Consider the following 20,787-nt stretch of genomic DNA (forward strand, 5'->3'; position numbering starts at 1 on the left):
CCGGGCGGTCACGGGGTCGGCCGACGCGATCTCGACCGCGCCGCCTCCCTGGTGGCCGCCGCCGTCAGGCGTTGCCCATCTCGGGCAGGAACGTGACGATGTCCGGCACGAGGATGAGGATCGCGACCACCACGATGTCCGCCACGATGAACGGAACGATCCCGCGGAAGACCCGCCCGAGCCCGGCCTCCGGCACGGAGCCGGCGTAGACGAAGGCGTTCATGCCGACCGGCGGCGTGATGAGGGCCATCTCGGCCACCTTGACCACGAGGATCCCGAGCCAGATGCCGTCGAACCCGTACTCGGTGAGGATCGGGTGCAGCAGCGGGGCCGCGACGAGGATCATCGACACGCCGTCGAGGAACATGCCCAGCGGAAGCAGGATGAGCAGGCACAGGACGAGCACCAGGTAGGGCGCGAGGTCGGCGGAGACCACGGCGTCCACCAGGGCGCTGCTCGCGCCGGACAGGGCGAGGAAGTAGGTGAACACCCCGGCCCCGGCCATGAGCAGGAACGTCATGGCGGTGAGCCCGACGGCCTCCGTCACCGACTCCTTGAGCACCGTCATCCACCGCGGCGGCCGCGTGCGGATCAGCAGGATGATCAGGGCCGCCGTCGCGCCGAAGGACGCCGCCTCGGTCGGGGTCGCGATACCGGCGTAGATCGAGCCGATGGAGACGAGAAAGATCACCGCGAGATAGGCGACCCCCGCCCGGTCGGGCCTGGTGACCGGCGCCGGCCGGGCGCCGTCCGTCCCGGCCACGTCCGTCCCGGCGCCGTCCGTGGCCGGACGCGCGGCCTCGCCGTCGGCCGCGGCACTCCCGGTGGACCCGCCGACGGCCGCCGCGGCGGCGGGGGCCCGGGCGGCGCGCCGCCGCTCGCGCACGACGAGGAGCACGATCGTGATCCCGTAGACGAGGATCGTCAGCAGGCCCGGTCCGATGCCGGCCAGCAGGAGCTGCCCGATGCTCTCCTCGGTGACGACCCCGTAGAGGACGAGGACGATCGACGGCGGGATGAGCACCCCCAGCGTGCCGCCCGCGCTCACCACTCCGGCGGCGAGCTTGATGCCGTGCCCGGCCTTGACGATCGCGTCGGTGGAGACCCGGGCCATGGTCGCGACGGTGGCGACGCTCGACCCGGTGACCGCGGCGAACATGCCGGACCCGGCGAGCGAGGCCAGGGCCGACCCGCCCGGGAACCGGCCGAGCATGCGGGAGGCACCGTCGAAGCCCGCGGCGGCGAGCCGGCCGTGCACCGCGAAGACACCCATGAGCATGAACAGCGGGATGATCGTCAGCGAGTAGTCGGCCGAGGTGGAGAACGGCTGGCTGGCGACCGTGCTCACCGCGGCGTCGGTCGTGCGCAGCATGACGACGCCGACCATGCCGGCGAGCATGAGCGAGAGCCCGACGTGGAACCTGACGGCGAGCAGCGCCAGGAAGACGACCAGCACGGAGGCCAGTGCGAAGAGATTCTCGGCGCTCATCGCGCACCTCCGTCGGTGGTCGTGGTGGCGGTGGTCGTGGTGGTCTGCGCGGTGCCGAGCAGGCTCTCGTCGACCGTCTGGTCCGCCCACGAGGGGGCGAGCTCCTCGCCGCGGCGCAGCCGCCGGACGTCGAGCACCGTCGACCACACGGCCGTGACGAAGAACAGGGCGAAGGACACGACGAGCGCCAGCTTCGCCGGCCACGTGGGCAGGCGGAGGATGTCGTTGGTGGTCTCACCCCGGCCGTGGGCGCTGAGGAGCTGCTCGGTCAGGCCCCACGTGAGGACGGCGCCGAGCAGCACGAGGAGCACGCACCGCGTGAGCGCCATGGCCACCCGGGCGCCCTGCGGCAGCCGGGCCTCGACGAGGTCGACGTCGACGTGGCGGCCGTCGACCTGGGCGGCCGCGAGCCCGAGGAAGGCGACGCCGACGAGCAGCATCGTCGAGATGTCGACCGTGCCCACGATCGACCGGTCGAACACGGACCGCCCGACGACGTCGGCGACCGTGAGCAGGGCGAGCACCAGGAGCAGCGCGCCGGCGAGGAGGCTGAGGACCTGGGCGAAGCCGGTGATCGGGCGGGGCAGGCGGGGCGCGGTCACGAGGCCTGCTCCATGCACTGGTGGAGGGGGTCGACGTAGGTGGACGTCGCGGTCTCCTCCTCGATGATCTGCCGGTAGGTGTCGAGCACGGCACCGGCGTCGTACCCGCGGTCGTCGTAACGGGCGATCCAGTCCTCGTCCGCCGCGGCGGACTCGCGCCAGGCGTCGACGTCCTCGTCCGGGAGGGACGAGAACTCGGTGTCGTTCGCCTGCAGGTCGGCGCACGCCTCGTCGCCGAGCACGCCCATCTCCTCCAGCCCCGTGTCGACGGCGTTCCCCGAGGCCGTGAGGATCGCGTCCTGGTACTCCGCCGGCATCGAGTCGAAGAGCTCCTCGTTGACGACGACGATCGAGGAGGCGTACACCCCGATGCCGGGGTCGAGGATGTGCGGCGTGACGTCGGACAGGCCGAACGTGGGCAGGCTGGCGAGGGCCAGCGACGTGTACCCGTCGATGACGCCGCGCTCCATCGACTCGTACACGTCGGTGGCGGTCATGGCGACGGGGTTGGCACCGGCCGCCAGCAGCACCCCGGCGGTGAGGCCACCGGCGCGGATGCTCCGGCCCGCGAGCTCGTCCAGGGACTCCACCGGTTCGTTGACACCGACGACCGCACTGGCGAGCGGGAGGGGGAAGAGCTGGCGGACGCCCTGCCGGTCGAAGTCCTCCCGGTAGATCGGGTCCTCCTCGTACATCCGCTCGATGGTGCGCATGTGCACCTCAGGGTTCTCCGTCTCGAACGGGAGCTCGACGACGGTGAACATCGACAGGTCGGAAGCGGCGTACAGCGATCCGACCTGCGCGAGGTCGGCCCGACCGTCGAGGGTGGCCTGGACCGACTCGTCGGCCCCGACCAGGCTCTCCGAGTAGTGGAACTCCACCCGGACTCCCCCGTCGGTGAGCTCCTCGACCTCGTCCGCCCACCGCTGGACGGTCAGGCTCTGGTCCGAGGTCGCGTTGGAGTAGGTCGTGTAGTGCAGGACGAACTCCTCGCCCTCCTCCGCGGAGGTGCCGCAGGCGGCGAGCCCGAGGCTTGCCGCCGTCGCGGCGCACGCGAGCGCCGCGACCGACCGACGGTGCCGCGTGCGACCCGACGTCATCGCTCTCCTCGCGGGACGACGGCGTACCGGCGCAGCTCGAGCGCGGGGTTGACCGTGCGCACGTGGGCGAGCCGGTCCGGGTCGAGCTCGGCGACGGCGACGCCCGCGGCCTCGCCGACGCCCGCGACCGCGATTCCCATCGGGTCGAGGACGACGCTGTTGCCGGCGCCGGTCGGCGCGCACTGGTCGGCCGCGACCACGTAGGCGGTGTTCTCGATCGCCCGGGCACGCAGCAGCGTGTTCCAGTGGTACTCCTTGAGGGGGCCGGGAACCCACTCGGCCGGCAGCGCGAGGACGTCCGCCCCGGCGTCGACGAGGGTCCGACTCACCTCGGGGAACCGGAGGTCGTAGCAGGTCTGCATCCCCACGGTGAAGCCGTCGACCTCGAGGAGCTGCGGCGCGGCGGGGCTCGCCGCGTCGACCCGGTCGGACTCCTTGTAGCCGAAGGCGTCGTAGAGGTGGACCTTGCGGTAGACGGCCGCGACCCGACCGCCCTGGAGCCCGACGAGCGTGTTGTGGATGCGGCCGTCCCCGGCGGGCTCGTTGACGCCGGCGACGATCGTCAGGTCGAGCTCGGCGCCCAGCTCGGCGAGCCTGCGCACGGTCGGCCCGTCGAGGGGCTCGGCGCTCTCGACGAACCGGTGGTCCATGGCCGGGACGGTGAAGACGGCGTACTCGGGGAGCACGACGAGCCGCGCGCCGCGGGCGGCGGCCGCACGGAGGTGCGACTCGATCTCGGCCAGGTTGGCGTCCTTGTCGTTGCCGGGTGCGAGCTGCACCACGGCTGCCGTGAGCGTCATGTCAGGCGTCCTTCCCGCGCGACTCGATCTCGAGCAGCGCGTCCCTCGTCGTCGTGAAGCCGTTCAGCATGGCCCCGTACTGCATGACGGCCACGATCGTGTCTGCGTTTTCCTCGACCGCGAGCTCCTGCTCGGCGCGGCTCCAGGCGGGCAGGACCCACGGCTTGCCGGCGGCCTGCGCGGCCCTGGCGACGGTGCGGACGTCGTCGAGGTCCTCGGCCTGGACCGAGTAGGCCCCGCGGTCCCGGCGCAGCGAGAGGTCGGACGGGCCGACGAAGACGCCGTCGACGACGGGAAGGGCGAGGATGTCCTCGATCGCGTCGAACGCGGAGGCGTCCTCGATCATCGGGTAGCAAGCCGTGCCGGTGTCCTGGTCGCTCACCCACTGGTCGGTGAAGCCGCGGTAGGAGGAGGTCCGGCCGCCGGCGAAGGAGCGGTCTCCCAGCGGCGGGAACTTGGCGAAGCCGCAGATCTCGGCCGCGTGCTCGGCGGACTCGATGTGCGGGATCGCGACGGCGTGCGCGCCGAAGTCCAGCGCCTGCTGGATGGGCCCGCGCTCGGGACCGAGCACCTTGGCGATCACGCGCATGCCGGTGGCCCGGATGAACGGGATCAGCGAGTCGAGCGCGGCGAGGTCGAACAGGCCGTGCTCGATGTCGAGCACGATCGTGTCGTACCCCGCGATGCGGGCCATCTCCACCGCGGCGGTGGACGGCTCGGTCAGCCAGACCGCGTGACGGGACTGCGTTCGGGAGTTCATCTTCCTCCTTCGTCGGAGGTGCCCGGAGAGCAGCGGTGGCCACCGGGAACCATGTGCACGCCATGTATACACGGCGTGCATCCAACGTGCAACGCTATGCTCTCGGGCATGAGTCGGACTGCGAGGGAGCCCGCGAAGGAGCCCCGACGTCGCTCCCCGCGTACCCGTCCGGCCGGCGACCGGGCCTACGACTGGATCGTCGAGGCCATCCTCACCGGCGAGTTCGCCGAGGGTGAGTTCGTCGAGGAGGTCGCGCTCGCGGAGCAGGTGGGGACGTCCCGGACCCCGGTGCGCGAGGCGCTCCAACGGCTCCAGGCCGAGCGGTACGTCGACCTGGTCCCCCGGCGCGGCGCGCAGGTGCGGATGGTCAACGCGCGGGAGATGGGCGAGATCTACCAGGCCCGCTTCGTGGTCGAGTCGCACGTGGTGGCGAACATCTGCGAGCGACGGCGCGGGGCACCGCCCGAGCTGGGCGCGGTCGCGGACGAGATGGACCTAGCCGCCGCGGAGCTGCGCTGGCACGACTCGGCCCGCCTGGACCAGGAGTTCCACCAGCAGCTCGTCCGGTGGAACGGCAACGACGTCCTCACCCAGATGTACGAGTCGCTCCGGTCGCGGCAGATCCGCCTCGCGCTGCGGACGATCACGACGGCGCCGCAGCGCTACGAGACGATCTCCCGCGAGCACCGCGAGCTCATCTCGGCCCTGGAGGACCACGACGGGGAGCGCGCCTCACGGCTGATCGCGGTCCACCTGCGCGAGGTGCCGGAGCTGGTGCAGGCCTTCGGGAGCTGACCAGCGGTGGGGTGGCCGGCGAGCGGCGGGGTGGCCGGCGAGCGCCCCGGGTGGGCCTGATACGGGCCTGACCCAGGTGCCTTGTCGGGAGGCGACGGCGGAGCGTCACACGCGGACCCCGCACGACGGCCACCCCGACCTCTCCGCGCCAGGGCAACGAGAAGCCCGGACCCTCGCGGGCCCGGGCTTCTCGCTCAGGGATGTCTGTGGAGATGGCGGGAATCGAACCCGCGTCCGACGGCGTGAGAACAGGACTTCTCCGGGTGCAGTCCGCTAGCAGATTTTCTCGGCCCCAGCAGTCACGCGGACAAGCTGCTGACAGGCCCAGTCAACTGAGTGTTCCCGCAGCCCCGCTGACGAGGGCTACGAGCAGTGGCTCTCTAGATGACGCCAGGAACCGGGACGAGAGCAGGCCCGGGCTGACGGACTTCGAGGCTCGCTCAGGCGGCGAGGGCGAAGTCGGTGCGCTTGGAATCGGCACCTATTGGTTTGCAGAGGGCGTTAAAGAGATAACTCTGCATCCTCTACCCGCTTCTCCTGGAAGCACGACCATCGTCGAAACCGATCATCCCCTGTTGAGTTGTGCTGCGCCGCGGTCCGGTCCCCCGGGTTGCCGCGGTGCGACTGTCCATCATACGTGCCCAACGTAGTCCGGCGCGAGGCTATTCCTCGCGACCCGTGCCACCGCGTCCGTGGGCGCGCGACCCGCGCCTCCGCCCGCGGTCAGCCGTGGTTGCGCAGGCTCATCGCGCGCCGGGCCTCCATCTCGTCCTGGCGCTCGCGGAGGGTCTGGCGCTTGTCGTACTCCTGCTTGCCGCGGGCGAGCGCGATCGAGACCTTCGCCTTGCCGCCGATGAAGTACAGCTCGAGCGGGACCACGGTGTGTCCCTTCTCCCGCGAGGCCACCGCCCACTTGGCGATCTGCTCCTTGTGGAGCAGCAGCTTGCGCCTGCGCCGCGGCGCGTGGTTCGTCCACGTGCCCTGGGCGTACTCGGGGATGTGGACGTCGCGCAGCCAGGCCTCGCCGCGGTCGAACTCCACCCAGCCGTCCACGAGGGAGGCGCGGCCGGCGCGCATGGCCTTGACCTCGGTCCCCCACAGCGACAGCCCCGCCTCGAGGACCTCGTCCAGGTGGTAGTCGTGGCGTGCCTTCTTGTTGCGCGCCACGATCTTCTTGGCGTCCGCCTCGGCCTTGGCGCGTTCCGCCTGGGTCGGCTTGGCCGCCCTGCTCATCCTGCTCATGACCGACCTCCGTCCGTCTCGTCCCCGCCGCCGGCCGTGTGCCCGACGCGGTGTCTGCCGGCCCGCGGACGGGATGCCGTCAGGGCCGAGGACCAATCCTAGCGGGACGTGTCCAGCCCGATTCCGGACCCGGCACGGCCTCGGCGGTCCGCTCCCCCGCGCTCGCTGGAGGACCTTCCTCGGGTCGCTCGGAGGACGTGCATCGGGTCGGTCAGAGGACGTTCATCGGGTCGGTCATCTGTCCGTCGAGCCACAGCTCGAGGTGCACGTGGCAGCCGGTGACCATGCCGGTCTGGCCGGTGGAACCGATCGCCTGTCCCTGGCTGACGGACTGTCCGGGCGACACGGCGAAGGACGAGAGGTGGTTGTAGATCGACACGGTCGAGCGCCCGTCGACGATCCCGTGGTTGATGATCACCTGGTTCCCGCTCGTGCCCGTGGCCCCGGAGGGGTTCGTGGCGGAGACGGTGCCTCCGGCGATGGCCACCTGCGTGTTGCCGCAGGCGCTGCGGAAGTCCACGCCGGGGTGGATCGACCATGCCCCCGTGATCGGGTAGATGCGCGGCCCGTACGGCGAGGTGATGACGAGCGGCCGCGGCACCGGCGGGATGAACGTCGCGCTGCTCTCGGGCGGAGGCTCCGGGGACGGCGCGGGCGGAGGCTCCGGGGACGGCGCGGGCGGCGGCGTGGGGGTCGGCGCCGGGGCCGCCGGGGGCGGAGCGACCGGGTTGGCCTCCATCTCGGCCTGCTCGCGGGCGATACGGTCCGCGCGCTCCTGCGCCTCCCGTTCGCGGCGCGCCTCCTCGGCGGCCTCACGCTCGCGCTGCTCGCGCTCGAGACGCTCGCGCTCGAGACGACGGTTCTCCTCGTCGATCGCCGCGATCTGCTGCTGGGTGGTGAGGCTGGACCGGCCGATCGCGTTGATCTCGGCGTTCAGGTCCTCCTCGCGCCCCTCGAGCTCCTCGACCAGGTCGGCCTGCAGCGCCTCCAGGTCCTCGACCTCGGCCAGCGCCGCCTCCTGCTGGCCGCGGAGCTCGTCGGCGGCGGCGACCGCCTCGACGGCCTCGTCGTTGAGGTCGTCGACGCGCTGCGTGAGCGTGTCCTGCCGGAGCCGCTGGTTGCGGTTGGTCGCGTTCTCCTCGGCCACCCGGTCGAGGAGTCCGGTCTGCGTGCGCACGGCGGTGCTGACGACCGAGTAGGAACCGATGAAGTCCTCGGCGGAGGACGCCTCGGTGATGAGCGCGAGCGTCGATGGCGCCGTGTCGCCACGATAGGTCGACCGGGCGAGCTCCCCCAGCGCATCCTGCGTCTCTTCCGAGGCGGCCTCGCCGTCGGCGATCTCGGCCTCCAGGTCCGCAAGGTCGGACTCGGCGACCCCGAGACGTCCCTCGACCTGCTCCTGGTGCCGGTCCGCGGCCGCCAGGTCCTCCTCGGCCACGCGCAGCGCCTCCTGCGCGACCGGGATCTGCTCCCGGGTGAGCTGGAGGTCGACCAGCGTGGTGGACAGCTCGGCGGACACGCCCTCGAGGTCGTGCTCGAGCTCCTCGCGCCGCTCCTCGTTGTCCGCGAGCCGCTCGACGAGCTCGTCGCGGCTGGGGTCGTCGTCGTCGGCGACGGCACCGGGGCCGACGAGCGTGCCGGCGAGAGCGACGGTCGCCACGAGCGCCGCCCGGGCGCGCAGCCGGGTCGTCCACGAGCGCCCGGGGGCTCGGCGGGTGCGGGGATGCGTCGGCATGGAGGACCTAGACCTTCGTGTAACGGGCGAGCGAGACGACTGAGGACAGGCCTGCCACCAGCACGGCGGCAAGGACGAGAACCGGGGCGACTCTCCACACGTCGGACGTCGTGACGAATGGTACCCACGGGGCGGACGGAGCGAGCCATCCTTCGACGCCGTACCGCACCGCGGCCAGGAGGCCGCCGACGGACAGGACGGACCCGAGGAGGGCCGCGATCGCGCCCTCGAGCATGAACGGTGCCTGGATCACCCAGTTGGAGGCACCCACGAGCCGCATGATGCCGGTCTCGCGGCGCCGGGACAGGGCGGAGAGCCTGATCGTGGTGGTGATGAGCAGGACGGCGGCGACGGCCATGACGCCGGCCATGCCCAGCGCGACCGCGGTGGACCGGTTGAGGATGACGAACAGGGGCTCGAGCTGCTCGCGCTGATCGACGACGATGTCCACGCCGGCGCGTCCCTCGAGCTCGTCGGCCACGATCCGGAACTGCTCGGGATCCTCCAGCCGGACCCGGTAGGAGACCTGCATCTGGTCGGCCGTCACCTGGCGCGACCAGGCCGAGTCCTCGAGGCGCTCCCGGAAGTTCTCGTACGCCTCCTCCTTGGTCTCGAGGAAGACCTCGGCGACGTACGGCGCGAGGTCGGAGGACTCGAGAAGGTTCCCGACGGCGTCGATCTCCTCCTCGGTGGCCTCGCCCGCGGCGCAGGCCGGGTTCTCCGACGACGTGGGACACATGAAGACTGCCACCTCGACGCGCTCGTACCAGTCGTCCTTCAGCCGGTCGACCTGGGTCTGCAGCAGCAGGCCGGCGCCGACGAAGACGAGCGACACGAAGGTGACGAGGACGACGGCGACCGTCATGGCGACGTTGCGGCGGATCCCCTGGGAGACCTGGCCGAGGATGAACCGCAGCCTCATCGCGCCACCTCGGCCTCGTCCTCGGTGCGGCCGGCGGCACGACGGGCCGCAGCGACGACGGCGAGGTAGGCGCCGCCGGCCTCGTCGCGCACCACGCGACCGTCGACGAGCTCGACGACGCGGCGGCGGGCACGGTCGACCAGATCGTCGTCGTGGGTGGCCATGACGACCGTGGTGCCGGTGGAGTTGATGCGGGTGAGGAGCTCCATGATCCCGCCGGACGTGTCCGGGTCGAGGTTGCCGGTGGGCTCGTCGGCCAGCAGGACCTGGGGCCGGTTGACCATGGCGCGGGCGATCGTCACGCGCTGCTGCTCGCCGCCCGAGAGCTCGTGCGGGAGCCGCTTCTCCTTACCGGTGAGGCCGACGAGGTCGAGGGTCTGGGGCACCACGGTGAGGATCTGGTGGCGGGGACGACCGGTCACCTGCATGGTGATGGCGACGTTGTCGAACACCGACTTGCCCGGCAGGAGCCGGTAGTCCTGGAAGACCATGCCGATCTGCCGGCGGTGCCGGGGCATGCGGAACCGGGAGAGCCGAGCGAGGTCGTGGCCGAGCCCGTACACCGTTCCGGAGGTGGCACGCTCCTCGCGCAGCACGAGCCGCAGGAAGGTGGACTTGCCGGATCCGGAGGCGCCGACGAGGAAGACGAACTCGCCCCGCTCGATCTCCAGGGTCACCTCGTCGAGCGCGGGACGTGCGCCCCGCTTGTAGACCTTGGAGACGTTGTCGAGTCGGATCACAGCTGCGGTGGCCAGTCTCGGGGGCGGGGAAGGTGGAACCTGGCCGGTTGGATGCTACGTCGCCGCCGGTCACGGGGTGCGCACGCCACGCCGCCCCGACACCGGATCGCTGCGCTCGTCGTCACCTGCCCGTGTCCCGACGGCCCGGAGGGCTCCCGTCGCCGTCCGCCATGGACGGCGGACCGGGGCGCTCAGTCCTCGGGGTCGGCCGAGCGCCGCCAGCGGATGCCGGCGTCGATGAAGTCGTCGATCTCGCCGTCGAACACGGCGGACGGGTTGCCGGACTCGTGCTCGGTGCGCAGGTCCTTGACCATCTGGTAGGGCTGCAGCACGTAGGAGCGCATCTGGTCGCCCCAGCTGGCCTTGACGTCGCCGGACATCGCCTTCTTCTCGGCGGCCTCCTCCTCCTGTCGCTGCAGGAGCAGGCGGGACTGCAGCACGCGCAGGGCGGCGGCGCGGTTCTGGATCTGCGACTTCTCGTTCTGCATCGACACGATGATCCCGGTGGGCACGTGGGTCATGCGCACGGCGGAGTCGGTCGTGTTGACGGACTGCCCGCCGGGACCGGACGACCGGAAGACGTCGACCTTGATCTCCGACTCCGGGATCTCCACGTGGTCGGTCTGCTCGATGAGCGGGATGACCTCGACGGCGGCGAACGACGTCTGCCGACGGCCCTGGTTGTCGAACGGGGAGATCCGCACGAGCCGGTGGGTGCCGGACTCGACGGAGAGCGTGCCGAAGGCGTAGGGCGCGTCGACCTCGAACGTGGCGGACTTCAGACCCGCCTCCTCCGCGTACGCGGTGTCCATCACCGTGGTGGCGTAGCCGTGCCGCTCGGCCCAGCGCAGGTACATCCGCATGAGCATCTCGGCGAAGTCGGCGGCGTCGACGCCGCCGGCCCCGGCGCGGATCGTCACGACGGCGGCACGCTCGTCGTACTCGCCCGACAGGAGCGTGCGGACCTCGAGCTCGCCGAGCGCCTTGCGGACGGCCGAGAGCTCGGCCTCGGCCTCCTCCTCCAGGTCGTCGTCCTCCTCCTCGGCGAGCTCGACGAGCGCCTCGAGGTCGTCGATCTTGGTACCGACGCGCTCGAGGCGCTCGAGATCGTGCTGCGCGTGGGACAGCCGGGAGGTCACGACCTGGGCCGCCTCCGGGTCGTCCCACAGGTTCGGCGCGGAGGACTCCTCGGTGAGCTCGGCGATCCGGGCGCGCAGGGCGTCAGGGTCGGTCACGGCCGAGATGGTCGCGTAGGTGCTGCGCAGGTCCGCGATCTCGGAGGAGAAGTCTGTAGCCACGAGGATCGAGTCTACTAGTCGCGCGCTCCTTGGCCGCCGTGCGGGCCGGAGGCGCCGGGGCCCTCGGCCGAGCTGTCCTCGTCGAGGAGCGAGCCCTCGAACCACTCGTCGTCCGAGCCGGTGGTGGCGACGCACAGGATGGTCCGGTCACCGGCGCCGAAGGAGAAGGCCGTGGGGGCGAGCGCGACCATGGCGGGCTCGCCGGAGGCCGCGAGACCTGGCGGTGGGTCGGAGTCGACGAGCCTCGAGCAGGACTCGGCGGCGCTGCGCAGCATGGCGTCCTCGCCGGGGAAGGTCTCGAGGTGGAGCGTCATCTCGGCGACGACCTGCGCCTGGAACGGCTCATCGCAGCCGACGAGCTCGGTGCGCTCGGACCGGTCGGCGAACGCCTCGGCGGTCAGGCAGTCGCCGAGGGAGAGATCTCCTGCGGTGCCGACCCGCTCGGGGGTCCCCTGCTGCCGCAGCTCGGCGCCGCCCTCCCGCTCGCCCCGCTGCAGCCCGGGCGGTGCGAAGGCGCTGCCCGGGTCACGGGTCGGCTCCTCCTCGCGCGTCTCGCCCGGTGCCCCGCCGGGGGTCTCGTCGGGTGCCCCGCCCTCGGCACCGTCCTGCGCGGCGTCCGGGGGATTCTCGGGCGCCTGGTCGGTCGTTCCGCCCGCTGCCCCGGGAGCGGTCTCGGCGTCCGTGTGCGCGGCACCGTCCTCCTCCTCGGACAGCGCCGGCGAGTGGCCGAGGTTGCTCGACAGGTCGTCCCCGCCGACGAGGGAGTACGTGGTGGCGCCGACGACGACGGCCATGGCGAGCGCGGCAGCGGCGCCGATGAGGACCACCGGGCGGCGTCGACGTCCGGAACGAGCAGCGCCGTCCGCGCCAGGTCCGGCCGAGGTGGGACCGCGCCAGGCGTGGGCCCCGCCGGCCGGGGCTCGGCCCGGGGCGTCGTCGGACATGCGCGGCAGGCCGACCGCTGCGCCGGCTCCCCCGCCCGTGTCGAACGGACGGGCAGCGCCCTCGCTCGGATCCTCGATCTCCACGGAGCTCGGCACCGCCGTCGGACGCGCCTGGTCGGGCCGCACCGTCGCCGAGGCGGACTGCAGCCCGTGGAAGACCGTGCGCGGGAGCGCGCGACGGGCCGTGGGGCCGGTGGGCGTGGCTCGTCGCTCCTCGTCGGTGTCGACCCTCGCACCGGCGGGGGGCCGCGCACCACTGGGGGCGGGCAGGGCCGTGCCCGGGCGGGGGGCCGGCCGGGCGCCCGAGCCGCGACTGTCCGCGGCCTCGGGCGGCGCGGTGGGCGGCGAGTCGGCCGTCGGGGCGAGACGCGAGCGGTCGACGGTCGGTTCCGCTCCCGCCTCCGGGTGGCCGGGCCGGCTGCGCAGCGCGGGCCACCCGGCACCGGGCGGGAGCGGCACCTGGGCGCGCTCGACGGGCGGTTCGTCGTCGGGGATCTCGTGGTGCGCGGCGCCCCCCGGTGCCTCCTCGGCAGAGGCGTCGTCGGCGTGCGCGGGAGCGCGATCGGGCCCCGCGAGCGCGGGCCGACCGCCCCGGAGGCGCGACGAACGAGTCACGCAGCGACGATAGATAACGCGACGGAGGGCTCGCACCGCGGCGGATGGGGTGCGCTCCCCATGCCCCGTGGCACCACGACCTCACGGCGTGAGGCAGGGGTGCCCGGACGCCTCCGAGGAGGAGCTGCGTCGCACCGGGGACAGGGCGGCTCGGCCCGGGGTCAGGAGAACGCGCGCGGCGCGAGGAGATCGCGCCCGGGGTCAGGGGATCGGGCCCGGGGTCAGGAGACGAGGACGGCCGAGCCGTCCTGGAAGTTGCCCTGGATCGTGTCGGTGTCGTCGGCGGTCCGGGCGATGCACAGGACCTCGCGGTCACCCTGCTCCCAGGTCGCCTCGGACGGCGCGAGGGTCGAGAGGTTGATGCGGGACAGGTCGAGGTCGACCTCGGGCAGCGTGTTCCAGAACGCGTCGCACTCCTCGCGAGCCTCGGCGTTGATGGTCTCGACGCCGGGGAACTGGTCGCGGTCCTCGACGTCGAACACGTGGAAGAACTCCATGTAGTGCGGCTGGGCGCACGGCGTGAGGACGAGGTCGTTCGACACCGCGGTGTAGTCCTCGTAGAGGGCGCAGTTGCCGACCTCGATGTCGAAGACCGTGGTCGGTCCCGACGCCTCGACCCCGGGGGGCGCGGTGGGCCCCGAGGGCTGCGTCGTCGTCCCGCCGCCGGGATCCTGGTCCGGGCCGGGGGCCGAGGTGGTGGTCTCCGCGCCCGAGCCGGACGTGAAGCTGCGGTGCAGGAGCAGGCCGGTCACGACGAGCGCGACCACGAGGACGGCCGCGATGCCGAGGACGATGTACACGGCGCGGTTCCCGCCGTCGGGGCCGCCACCGCCGTTCCACGGGCCGCCGGGTCCGGGCTGCATCGGCGCCGGGTACTGACCCCCCTGCCAGGGGCCGCCGGGGCCGTAGCCCGCGGGTTGCTGGGGCGTCTGGGCGCTGCCCCATCCGCCCGGCGCACCGCTCCCGGGGCTCTGCGCACTCCATTGGTTCACGGGGTCACCGTAGCCAGAGCGGCGCACCACGGTCCCGCGCGTGGCGGGGTACACCTGTCCGGGCGCTCCGCCGCCGCCCCCGGGAGGCGTGGCGCCGGACACTGACGCGCCGTCGCCGATGGGCGATGATGGGCCGATGACCCGGCAACGCCAGACGTGGCAGCAGACCGCCGTCCGGGAGGCCATCGGGGCCGACTCGACGTTCGTCAGTGCGCAGGAGCTCCACCGCCGCATGCAGGGGTCCGAGCGGCAGGTCGGCCTCGCGACCGTGTACCGGGTCCTCAAGCGGCTCGTCTCCTACGGGGTCGTCGACGCCCTGCAGACCTCCGACGGCGAGACCCTCTACCGCGCCTGCGAGGTGGGGCACCACCACCACCTCGTGTGCGAGTCGTGCGGGGCGACCGTGGACGTCGAACCGCCCGACGAGTCGTGGATGGACGAGGTCGCCCGGCAGCACGGGTTCGAGAAGGTGCGCCACGTCGTCGACATCTACGGCCGCTGCGCGAGCTGCCGGGAACGCGCGGGCGCCTGAGTGGGTCGCGCCGCCGCCCGAGGCAGCCGCTCGGACGCCCGAGGTGGTCGCGCGGACGCCCGGCACGGTCCCCCGCTCCACGGACGTCCGCGAGGCACTCACCCGTCGCAGACGAGGCCGCGCTCGAGTGCGGCGAGGTTGGAGCGCATGACGTCCAGGTAGTCGGCGTCCGGGTCGGTCTGCCCCTCGATCGGGTCGAGGACGTCGGTGTCCACGTCGAGGTCGGCCGCGAGCGCCTCGACGACGTCGGGCCCGGCGATGACCTCGAAGTACAGGGTCTGGACGCCTTCGGCACGGACGACCTCGCCCACCTCGCGCAGCCGCGCGGGTGACGGCTCGACCTCGGGGTCGATGCCGCTGATCCCGACCTGCTCGAGCCCGTCGCGCTCGGCGAGGTAGCCGAACGCCTCGTGGGAGGTCACGAGTGTGGCGCCGGCGCACGCGGCGAGCCCCTCGCGGTAGGCGTCGTCGAGGTCCGTGAGCTCGGCGACGAGGTCGGCGGACCGCTCGGCGTAGTCCTCGGCGTTCTCGGGGTCGAGGTCGCCGAGCGTGTCCGCCACGCCGTCCACGAGGGGGACCACGAGGGTGGGATCGAGCCAGAAGTGCGGGTCGCGGGCGAGGTCGTCCTCCGCGACCCCGGCGGCCTCGGCCGCGTCGAGCACGGCGGCCGGGTCGGTGACGCCGATGGCGTCGTCGGTCGCCGCCTGGAGCCCGGGCACGTAGGTGACGAGGTCGACCGACTCCAGCTGTGCCACCTCTGCCGGCGAGAGCTCGAGGCTGTGCGGGTCGGCCCCGGGCGGGGTGAGGTTGTCCACCGACACGTGTTCCCCGCCGACGCGCTCGACGACGAACTGCAGCGGGTAGAAGCTCGCCATGACCACGACGGCGGCTGCGTCGGCGTCAGCGGCGGGGTCGTCGGCGTCCGAGCCGGAGCAGGCGGCGAGCAGCGCCGCGGCGGCGAGCGCCGTGCTCGAGGTGCGCGCGGCGGCGCCGCGGGTCCGACCGTCGGCGCCTCCGCCTCCGTCGGTGCTGCCGCCCGGGACGACGGCCGGGCCGGACCGTCGCGGGTGACGGCGCCGGGCGGGCAGGGGGATCGGTCGGGGGCGTGGGTGCATGGGTGTCCTTCCAGGGCTGCGGGGTGCCGGGCCGGCGCGGCCCGGCACCCCGTGCGAACGATCAGTGGTCGTGGTCGGACCCGGTCTCGCCGGAGTGGTCGTGGCCCTCGTGATCGTCCTCGCCGGCGCCGAACTCGGTCGATCCGGCCTCGACGTTCCCGGAGATGCCGTTGACCTCGTTGGGCGTGACCTCGAGCTCGGCGGTGTTCCACACCTCACCGGTGAGGATGTCGACGGCGTGGATCGAGCCCGTCGCCGGCTCGGTGACGTACGCGGTGCCGTCGTGGACCCAGAGCGCGGGTCGCGGCTCCTGCCACTCGACGGGCTCCTCCCACGGCTCGACCACGGGGTGGGAGGCGGTCAGCTCACCGGTGGCGGGGTCGATGACGTGCAGGTTCCCGTCGGTGCCGAGGACGAGGGCCTCGCCGTCGTCGCCGCGGGCCAGGGAGCGGAAGCTGTAGCTCGAGGGAAGGTCCACGAGCGAGAGCTCGCCGGTGGTGGTGTCGATGAGCGAGACGCGCTCGGGGCGCTCGAGCTCGGCGTCCTGGTCGGTCTTGTAGTCGCCGAGCACGATCGGGGAGACGTCGCTGCCGGCCTGGTTGCCGATGCGGCCGTACTCGTCGGGGCTGTCGACGTGGGTGATCTCGCCGCCCGAGTAGACCAGTGCGCCGTCCTCGCAGCCGATGACGACGACCTCGCCCTCGGCGGTCGCCTCGCCGTGGACGCCGGGGCACTCGTCGGAGGCGGCGATCTCCTCGCCGGCCTCGTCGAGCACGCGGATGCCGGTGCGGGCGTCCTCGGTGCCCTCGGAGACGACGAGCGAGCCGTCCGTGAGCTCGAGCGCGACGCCGTGGTGGGGCGACGGCGTCGTGTAGGTGCGCCCCTCGGCGTCCTCGTCGGCGACGGCGGAGGAGTCGAGGACGACGATCTCGCCGGTGGCGTCGTCGAACAGGGCCGTGCGCCCCTCATGGGGGACGACGTGGCCGGGCATGTCGGCCTCGACGAGCTGCTCGGTGAGCGCCGGGGGCGCCGTGTAGTAGTGCGAGTGGTCGCCGTGGGGCTCGGCCCAGGCTCCGGCGTCGAGAAGCTGGAAGCCGCCGGTGGTCGAGACGTAGAGGTGCCGACCGTCACCAGCGGGGTTGAGGCGGTTAAAGCCCTCGAGCTCGACGTCCTCGATCACCTCGAGGGTCGTGGCGTCGAGCACCTGGATGCCGCCGTCGTAGGTCAGGGCGATACGGGGCGTGGCGGCAGCGGCCTCGGTGGCCGCGCCGGCGTCGTCGTGGTCGTGGCCGGCCTCGGACTCGCTCTCGTCGGAGGAGGACTCCGAGGCCGTCCCGGTGGTCTCGCCGGGGTCCGTGGGCTCCGAGGCGTCGCCGGTCGGATCGCCCTCGGCGTCGCCGGAGCAGCCGGCGAGCAGGGCCAGCGGGAGGACGGCGAGCACCGCGAGGGCGCGGTGTCGTCGGGGGGCGGTGGTGGTGTTCATGGCTGGTGGGGCGCCGCCGGCGGCGGGCCCGGCTCCTTCCGGACTGGTGATGCGGACCGGGCGACACTAACATTGATGAGAATCATTATCGTTCTCTGTCCGGAACGATCCTGGAGCGGAGTTCCCGAGCCTCCTTCAGGGGCCGGCCGGTTCTGCCAGGCGCGACCGCGGGCTCGGCCGGTCCGGGCCGTCCCGGCCCCGCCACAGGGTCCGATCGCCCGCCCGGCCCGCCTCGCGACTACCCTCGAGACCTCCCCCGCTCCCCCACGAAGGCCTCATGAGCTCCGAACCAGCACCGACACTCGGCCCGACGGGCGGCCCCGGCGCCGCCGCCGCGCGCATGCGGTCGCTGGTGGCGGCGCGGCGCGGCGCGCAGCTCGCCCAGGGCGCGGACACCGAGGAGCTGGCGGCGCAGCTGCGGGAGGCGCTCGACGGCTTCGCCGCCCTGCGGATGCACTACCAGGCGGGTATCGAGGAGGTGCGGACGAAGGTCGACATCCTGCGCCAGGAGTTCGAGCAGATCCACGACTACAGCCCGATCGAGCACGTCCGCACGCGCCTGAAGTCCTCCGAGAGCCTGCTGGACAAGGCGTTGCGGACCTGCGACGAGCTCTCGCTGCCGGCGATCCGCCGTCAGATCCTCGACATCGCGGGGATCCGGATCACGTGCAGCTTCGTCTCGGACGTGTACTGGATCGCGCAGATGCTCGAGCGCCAGCCCGACCTCGAGGTGCTGCAGGTCAAGGACTACATCGCGCGGCCGAAGGCGAACGGGTACCGCTCCCTGCACCTCATCGTGCAGGTGCCGGTGTTCCTGTCCACGCACACCGAGCACGTGCCGGTGGAGCTGCAGATCCGCACGATCGCCATGGACTTCTGGGCCAGCGTGGAGCACAAGCTGAAGTACAAGTACGACGCCGATCTCCCGGCCCACCTCGCGGGCGAGCTCGACGAGGCCGCCCGGCTCGCCACCGAGCTCGACGAGCGGATGGGGCACCTGCGCGAGGAGATCCGACCGATGCCCGAGAGGGCAGGTGACGCCCACCCCCGCGGCGGGTCGGGCCCCGACCTCGGCCCTGTGCCCGAGCACTGAGATCCAGGCGGGAACGACGACCGCACGACGAGGGTGAGCCGGAAGTGAACGCACGTCCCGCGGCGCCGACGACCGACCCGTACGTGGTCAACGTGTCCGTCGAGTCGCCCTGTCACTGACGTCCGGGATGCGCGCCAGGTCCTGGGCGAGAAGGTTCTCCTCGTCGAGGACCCAGCCGAGCACGCGGGCCGTGAAGCCCCAGATGTAGGTGTCCTCGAACCGGAACGCCGGCCCGGCCCACCGCCCGCGGTAGGTGACCGTGGTGCGGTTGTTCGGGTCGAGGAGGTGGCTGCGCGTCACCCAGTGGGCGGACCGGGTCTCGTCGTCGTGCGCGATCCGCGGGAGGTGGTCGCCGGCTCCGAGCCGTGCGAGCACGGGCGTGACGACGTTGCCGCTCGCCCCCAGGTACAGCGCGGGCAGGGTGCCGAGGACCTGGGCCTGAGCGAGCAGCACCCCGGTCTCCTCGCCGCACTCGCGGAGGGCCGCGGCGACCGGCGTCTCCCCCGGGTCGATCCCGCCCCCGGGGAAGGCGAACTCGCCCGCGTGGTAGCGCAGCCTGGTGGAGCGGCGCACGATCAGGTAGGCGAGGTCGTCCCCGACGGGCCTGGTCAGCACCACGACGGCGCTGGCACGGGAGGTCCGGTGGTGCTCGGCCGTGGCGCGCGGCAGGCCCTCCCACCCCCAGGAACGGCTGGCCCACGGCAGAGGGACCTGGCCGGCGTCGCGCAGCGTCTCGGTCATCCGGCCCCTCCTTCCGTCCGGCCGTCGCGGCGCGCACCTTGCGAGCGCGACGTCGAACCCGGACGCGGACAGCCGATTCCCATCATCGCTCAGCCGGACAGCTCATTTCCCCGCCCCCGGCGGGGGGCGCTACCCGTTCTCGACGTCGATGGCCCGGGCGCGCCCGGTGACGGTGATCGTCACCGGCCCGACGGCGTCGCTCACCAGGTCCGGGACGAACATCGGGTCGACGACGGCGACGAGGGTGACGACGGCCGTCTCGCCGTCCTCTGTGCCGGTGGGCTCGCCGAACTCCACCGAGCGGATGCCGCCGCTCGAGGTGAGGTTCAGCTGCTGCAGGTAGGCGGCCGCCTCGGTACGCACCGTCTCGTCGGTGAGCAGGGCGTCGCGCTCCTCCGCGTAGAACGCAGCCTCCGCGACGGCGTCGGCCGCCGCGGAGGCAGCAGCGTCGGCGGCGGCCAGGGCCCGCTTGCGGTCGAGGTGGATCGCCGAGACCGAGATGATGACGAGGACCAGGGCGACCAGGACGACGAGGAATCCGATGCCGAGCACCATGATCCGTCCCGCCTCGGGGTCCTCCTCGGCACTGGTCGTGCGGGGTGCGGGTCGTCGGCGGTGCTCACCCTGCTCCGGGGCGGGCGTCACCCGGTCCCCCGGTGGTCCTCGACGATGACGAGGTGCCGGGACTCCACCGACATCGACGTCGGCACGCCCGCGATCGAGGCGGGGAGCAGCGGGAGTGCGACGGCCGTGGCGACCTCGACGTCGATCCGGGCGCCAGGGGTGTGGCACGGGTCGGCGGCGCACGTGACGGCGAGCGCCTCGGTGCCGTCGACGTCGAACCCCTGGTCGGCGAAGGCCAGCTCGACGGCTGACGCCGCGGGGCCGGCGGCCGCGGCCTCGCTGTCGGCCTGGGCGACGATGCGCCCGGCCTCGCGCGCGGCCCCCTCCGCGGCGAACGACGCCGCCTGGATCCGGCTGATCGCCACGACGACGTAGATGAGCGGGAGCAGGAGCAGAAGGGCCACGCCGAGGTACTCGACGACGGCGCTGCCGGCCTCCGGGTCCCGTTCGGGGCGGCGCGAGGGACGGATACGGGCTCTGGGACTTCGGCAGGGGCGGGGGTGGCTCACGGTTCCACCTCCAGCGCGGCGTGCCCGACGACCTCGAGCTCGCCGCCCGGGCCGAACAGGCCCACGACAGGCAACGGCGCGCGCACGCGGACCTGGAGGAGCGGGACGCCGCCGGCGGTGACGACGTCGGCCGAGACGTCCTCGGCGTAGGAGTCCGCGAGGCCGGCCCGGATGAGGTCGGCCGTCCGGGCGGCACCGTCGGCGGGGTCGGAACCGAGGAGCGCACCGTGCCGGGCACCCTCGGACGCGGAGTCGATGAGCGTGTTGCGCACGTGGAGCAGGAGCGCGAGCTGGAGCACCGCCGCGACGAGGAGCAGGAGCAGCGCCGAGACGAGGACGAAGTCGACGATGGCCGAGCCCCGCTCGGTGTCGTCGGCCGCCGGGTCCTCGCGATCGTCCTCGGCGGCAGCACCACCCGCGACGACGCTCCGCTCTGGTCGGACTAGCTCCCGCCGCCGAGCACGCGGTCGATCGCGGTCTGGAAGAGCTCGCCGAGCTGCGTCTCCGCGATCGCCCAGATGATGATGACCAGCCCCGCGGTCATCAGCGTGACCATGACCCAGCCCGGGACGTCGCCACGCTCCGGGTCGTCGTCGCGGAACCGGTCGCCCAGCCAGGTCAGCAGGGTCAGGAACTGATGCATGTCGGTCGCCTCT

General features: G+C 72.8%; 23 protein-coding genes and 1 other RNA gene. 4 read left to right on the top strand and 20 right to left on the bottom strand.

Annotated features, from left to right (window positions below):
- Nucleotides 1-64: 64 nt before the first annotated feature.
- From ACPYO4_RS05265 to ACPYO4_RS05285, 5 genes are read right to left on the bottom strand one after another with little or no spacing between them, the layout of a single operon-like run.
- Nucleotides 65-1,489: a TRAP transporter large permease gene (locus ACPYO4_RS05265; RefSeq protein ID WP_425708166.1), complete on the bottom strand. Its 1,425-nt coding sequence runs from the start codon at nucleotides 1,487-1,489 to the stop codon at nucleotides 65-67.
- Complete coding sequence (locus ACPYO4_RS05270) at nucleotides 1,486-2,091, bottom strand: TRAP transporter small permease (RefSeq protein WP_425708167.1); 606 nt, start codon at nucleotides 2,089-2,091, stop codon at nucleotides 1,486-1,488. Before ACPYO4_RS05270 ends, ACPYO4_RS05265 begins: the two co-directional genes overlap by 4 nt.
- The gene (locus ACPYO4_RS05275) at nucleotides 2,088-3,191 is read right to left on the bottom strand and encodes a C4-dicarboxylate TRAP transporter substrate-binding protein (protein ID WP_425708168.1); all 1,104 of its coding nucleotides are present in this window, start codon (nucleotides 3,189-3,191) and stop codon (nucleotides 2,088-2,090) included. The genes ACPYO4_RS05270 and ACPYO4_RS05275 overlap by 4 nt, the downstream gene beginning before the upstream one ends.
- The gene (locus tag ACPYO4_RS05280; RefSeq protein WP_425708169.1) at nucleotides 3,188-3,991 is read right to left on the bottom strand and encodes a carbon-nitrogen hydrolase family protein; all 804 of its coding nucleotides are present in this window, start codon (nucleotides 3,989-3,991) and stop codon (nucleotides 3,188-3,190) included. The genes ACPYO4_RS05275 and ACPYO4_RS05280 overlap by 4 nt, the downstream gene beginning before the upstream one ends.
- A 1-nt stretch (nucleotide 3,992) precedes the next feature.
- Complete coding sequence (locus ACPYO4_RS05285) at nucleotides 3,993-4,751, bottom strand: HpcH/HpaI aldolase family protein (protein WP_425708170.1); 759 nt, start codon at nucleotides 4,749-4,751, stop codon at nucleotides 3,993-3,995.
- 108 nt (nucleotides 4,752-4,859) lie between these two features.
- Between ACPYO4_RS05285 and ACPYO4_RS05290 the strand changes: the two genes are divergently transcribed.
- Nucleotides 4,860-5,546: a GntR family transcriptional regulator gene (locus ACPYO4_RS05290; protein ID WP_425708171.1), complete on the top strand. Its 687-nt coding sequence runs from the start codon at nucleotides 4,860-4,862 to the stop codon at nucleotides 5,544-5,546.
- A 204-nt stretch (nucleotides 5,547-5,750) separates the two neighbouring features.
- On the opposite strand, the gene ssrA is transcribed toward ACPYO4_RS05290, so the two are convergent.
- The 8 genes from ssrA to ACPYO4_RS05330 all read right to left on the bottom strand — a co-directional run bounded on the left by ssrA (nucleotide 5,751) and on the right by ACPYO4_RS05330 (nucleotide 14,034).
- Nucleotides 5,751-6,119: a transfer-messenger RNA gene (gene ssrA / locus ACPYO4_RS05295) on the bottom strand.
- A gap of 150 nt (nucleotides 6,120-6,269) precedes the next feature.
- Nucleotides 6,270-6,779 carry an SsrA-binding protein SmpB gene (gene smpB, locus ACPYO4_RS05300; RefSeq protein WP_425708380.1) on the bottom strand — a complete coding sequence of 170 codons (510 nt, stop codon included), beginning with the start codon at nucleotides 6,777-6,779 and terminating at the stop codon, nucleotides 6,270-6,272.
- Nucleotides 6,780-6,999: 220 nt separating this feature from the next.
- Nucleotides 7,000-8,523 (bottom strand): peptidoglycan DD-metalloendopeptidase family protein, encoded by a 1,524-nt coding sequence (locus ACPYO4_RS05305; RefSeq protein WP_425708172.1) that lies wholly within the window; start codon nucleotides 8,521-8,523, stop codon nucleotides 7,000-7,002.
- A 7-nt stretch (nucleotides 8,524-8,530) separates the two neighbouring features.
- Nucleotides 8,531-9,445: a permease-like cell division protein FtsX gene (gene ftsX, locus ACPYO4_RS05310; protein ID WP_425708173.1), complete on the bottom strand. Its 915-nt coding sequence runs from the start codon at nucleotides 9,443-9,445 to the stop codon at nucleotides 8,531-8,533.
- Nucleotides 9,442-10,185, bottom strand: coding sequence for a cell division ATP-binding protein FtsE (gene ftsE / locus ACPYO4_RS05315; RefSeq protein WP_425708174.1), 744 nt, complete (start codon nucleotides 10,183-10,185; stop codon nucleotides 9,442-9,444). The genes ftsX and ftsE overlap by 4 nt, the downstream gene beginning before the upstream one ends.
- 191 nt (nucleotides 10,186-10,376) lie before the next feature.
- Complete coding sequence (gene prfB / locus ACPYO4_RS05320; protein WP_425708175.1) at nucleotides 10,377-11,483, bottom strand: peptide chain release factor 2; 1,107 nt, start codon at nucleotides 11,481-11,483, stop codon at nucleotides 10,377-10,379.
- Between the two features lie 14 nt (nucleotides 11,484-11,497).
- Nucleotides 11,498-13,042 carry a hypothetical protein gene (locus ACPYO4_RS05325; protein WP_425708176.1) on the bottom strand — a complete coding sequence of 515 codons (1,545 nt, stop codon included), beginning with the start codon at nucleotides 13,040-13,042 and terminating at the stop codon, nucleotides 11,498-11,500.
- A gap of 221 nt (nucleotides 13,043-13,263) precedes the next feature.
- The gene (locus tag ACPYO4_RS05330) at nucleotides 13,264-14,034 is read right to left on the bottom strand and encodes a septum formation family protein (protein ID WP_425708177.1); all 771 of its coding nucleotides are present in this window, start codon (nucleotides 14,032-14,034) and stop codon (nucleotides 13,264-13,266) included.
- 136 nt (nucleotides 14,035-14,170) lie between these two features.
- Here ACPYO4_RS05330 and ACPYO4_RS05335 point away from each other — a divergent pair, with 136 nt between their 5' ends.
- The gene (locus ACPYO4_RS05335) at nucleotides 14,171-14,566 is read left to right on the top strand and encodes a Fur family transcriptional regulator (RefSeq protein WP_425708178.1); all 396 of its coding nucleotides are present in this window, start codon (nucleotides 14,171-14,173) and stop codon (nucleotides 14,564-14,566) included.
- A gap of 98 nt (nucleotides 14,567-14,664) precedes the next feature.
- On the opposite strand, the gene ACPYO4_RS05340 is transcribed toward ACPYO4_RS05335, so the two are convergent.
- Both ACPYO4_RS05340 and aztD read right to left on the bottom strand, forming a co-directional pair.
- The gene (locus ACPYO4_RS05340) at nucleotides 14,665-15,681 is read right to left on the bottom strand and encodes a metal ABC transporter substrate-binding protein (protein WP_425708179.1); all 1,017 of its coding nucleotides are present in this window, start codon (nucleotides 15,679-15,681) and stop codon (nucleotides 14,665-14,667) included.
- A gap of 61 nt (nucleotides 15,682-15,742) precedes the next feature.
- The gene (gene aztD, locus ACPYO4_RS05345) at nucleotides 15,743-17,164 is read right to left on the bottom strand and encodes a zinc metallochaperone AztD (RefSeq protein WP_425708180.1); all 1,422 of its coding nucleotides are present in this window, start codon (nucleotides 17,162-17,164) and stop codon (nucleotides 15,743-15,745) included.
- 277 nt (nucleotides 17,165-17,441) lie between these two features.
- On the opposite strand from aztD, the gene ACPYO4_RS05350 reads away from it, so the two are divergent.
- Entirely contained in the window at nucleotides 17,442-18,257 is an 816-nt protein-coding gene (locus ACPYO4_RS05350; protein WP_425708181.1) for a GTP pyrophosphokinase, read from the top strand.
- A gap of 87 nt (nucleotides 18,258-18,344) precedes the next feature.
- Here the strand turns inward: ACPYO4_RS05350 and ACPYO4_RS05355 are convergent, their stop codons facing one another.
- The 4 genes from ACPYO4_RS05355 to ACPYO4_RS05370 form a co-directional block, all read right to left on the bottom strand.
- Complete coding sequence (locus ACPYO4_RS05355; protein ID WP_425708182.1) at nucleotides 18,345-18,998, bottom strand: NUDIX hydrolase; 654 nt, start codon at nucleotides 18,996-18,998, stop codon at nucleotides 18,345-18,347.
- Nucleotides 18,999-19,127: 129 nt separating this feature from the next.
- Nucleotides 19,128-19,643 carry a pilus assembly protein TadG-related protein gene (locus ACPYO4_RS05360; protein ID WP_425708183.1) on the bottom strand — a complete coding sequence of 172 codons (516 nt, stop codon included), beginning with the start codon at nucleotides 19,641-19,643 and terminating at the stop codon, nucleotides 19,128-19,130.
- A complete protein-coding gene (locus tag ACPYO4_RS05365) occupies nucleotides 19,640-20,131 on the bottom strand; it encodes a pilus assembly protein (protein WP_425708184.1) in 492 nt (163 codons plus the stop codon). The genes ACPYO4_RS05360 and ACPYO4_RS05365 overlap by 4 nt, the downstream gene beginning before the upstream one ends.
- Nucleotides 20,128-20,430, bottom strand: coding sequence for a pilus assembly protein (locus ACPYO4_RS05370; RefSeq protein WP_425708185.1), 303 nt, complete (start codon nucleotides 20,428-20,430; stop codon nucleotides 20,128-20,130). The genes ACPYO4_RS05365 and ACPYO4_RS05370 overlap by 4 nt, the downstream gene beginning before the upstream one ends.
- On the opposite strand from ACPYO4_RS05370, the gene ACPYO4_RS05375 reads away from it, so the two are divergent.
- Nucleotides 20,404-20,577 carry a hypothetical protein gene (locus ACPYO4_RS05375; protein ID WP_425708186.1) on the top strand — a complete coding sequence of 58 codons (174 nt, stop codon included), beginning with the start codon at nucleotides 20,404-20,406 and terminating at the stop codon, nucleotides 20,575-20,577. The two genes, ACPYO4_RS05370 and ACPYO4_RS05375, sit on opposite strands and share 27 nt — an antisense overlap.
- On the opposite strand, the gene ACPYO4_RS05380 is transcribed toward ACPYO4_RS05375, so the two are convergent.
- On the bottom strand, nucleotides 20,574-20,774 hold the full coding sequence (locus ACPYO4_RS05380) for a hypothetical protein (protein WP_425708187.1): 201 nt from the start codon (nucleotides 20,772-20,774) through the stop codon (nucleotides 20,574-20,576). The two genes, ACPYO4_RS05375 and ACPYO4_RS05380, sit on opposite strands and share 4 nt — an antisense overlap.
- Nucleotides 20,775-20,787: the final 13 nt, after the last annotated feature.

Source organism: Georgenia sp. Z1491 (assembly GCF_049856175.1).
Lineage (GTDB): Bacteria > Actinomycetota > Actinomycetes > Actinomycetales > Actinomycetaceae > JB111.

Bases quoted from the DNA above. Each gene is read 5' to 3' on its own strand.
- ACPYO4_RS05285 (WP_425708170.1), bottom strand. From the start codon at position 4,751: ATGAACTCCCGAACGCAGTCCCGTCACGCGGTCTGGCTGACCGAGCCG.
- ACPYO4_RS05355 (WP_425708182.1), bottom strand. From the start codon at position 18,998: ATGACCGAGACGCTGCGCGACGCCGGCCAGGTCCCTCTGCCGTGGGCC.
- ACPYO4_RS05305 (WP_425708172.1), bottom strand. From the start codon at position 8,523: ATGCCGACGCATCCCCGCACCCGCCGAGCCCCCGGGCGCTCGTGGACG.
- ACPYO4_RS05340 (WP_425708179.1), bottom strand. From the start codon at position 15,681: ATGCACCCACGCCCCCGACCGATCCCCCTGCCCGCCCGGCGCCGTCAC.
- ACPYO4_RS05290 (WP_425708171.1), top strand. From the start codon at position 4,860: ATGAGTCGGACTGCGAGGGAGCCCGCGAAGGAGCCCCGACGTCGCTCC.
- ACPYO4_RS05380 (WP_425708187.1), bottom strand. From the start codon at position 20,774: ATGCATCAGTTCCTGACCCTGCTGACCTGGCTGGGCGACCGGTTCCGC.
- aztD (WP_425708180.1), bottom strand. From the start codon at position 17,164: ATGAACACCACCACCGCCCCCCGACGACACCGCGCCCTCGCGGTGCTC.
- ACPYO4_RS05265 (WP_425708166.1), bottom strand. From the start codon at position 1,489: ATGAGCGCCGAGAATCTCTTCGCACTGGCCTCCGTGCTGGTCGTCTTC.
- smpB (WP_425708380.1), bottom strand. From the start codon at position 6,779: ATGAGCAGGGCGGCCAAGCCGACCCAGGCGGAACGCGCCAAGGCCGAG.
- ACPYO4_RS05350 (WP_425708181.1), top strand. From the start codon at position 17,442: ATGAGCTCCGAACCAGCACCGACACTCGGCCCGACGGGCGGCCCCGGC.
- ACPYO4_RS05335 (WP_425708178.1), top strand. From the start codon at position 14,171: ATGACCCGGCAACGCCAGACGTGGCAGCAGACCGCCGTCCGGGAGGCC.
- ACPYO4_RS05275 (WP_425708168.1), bottom strand. From the start codon at position 3,191: ATGACGTCGGGTCGCACGCGGCACCGTCGGTCGGTCGCGGCGCTCGCG.
- ACPYO4_RS05280 (WP_425708169.1), bottom strand. From the start codon at position 3,991: ATGACGCTCACGGCAGCCGTGGTGCAGCTCGCACCCGGCAACGACAAG.
- ftsX (WP_425708173.1), bottom strand. From the start codon at position 9,445: ATGAGGCTGCGGTTCATCCTCGGCCAGGTCTCCCAGGGGATCCGCCGC.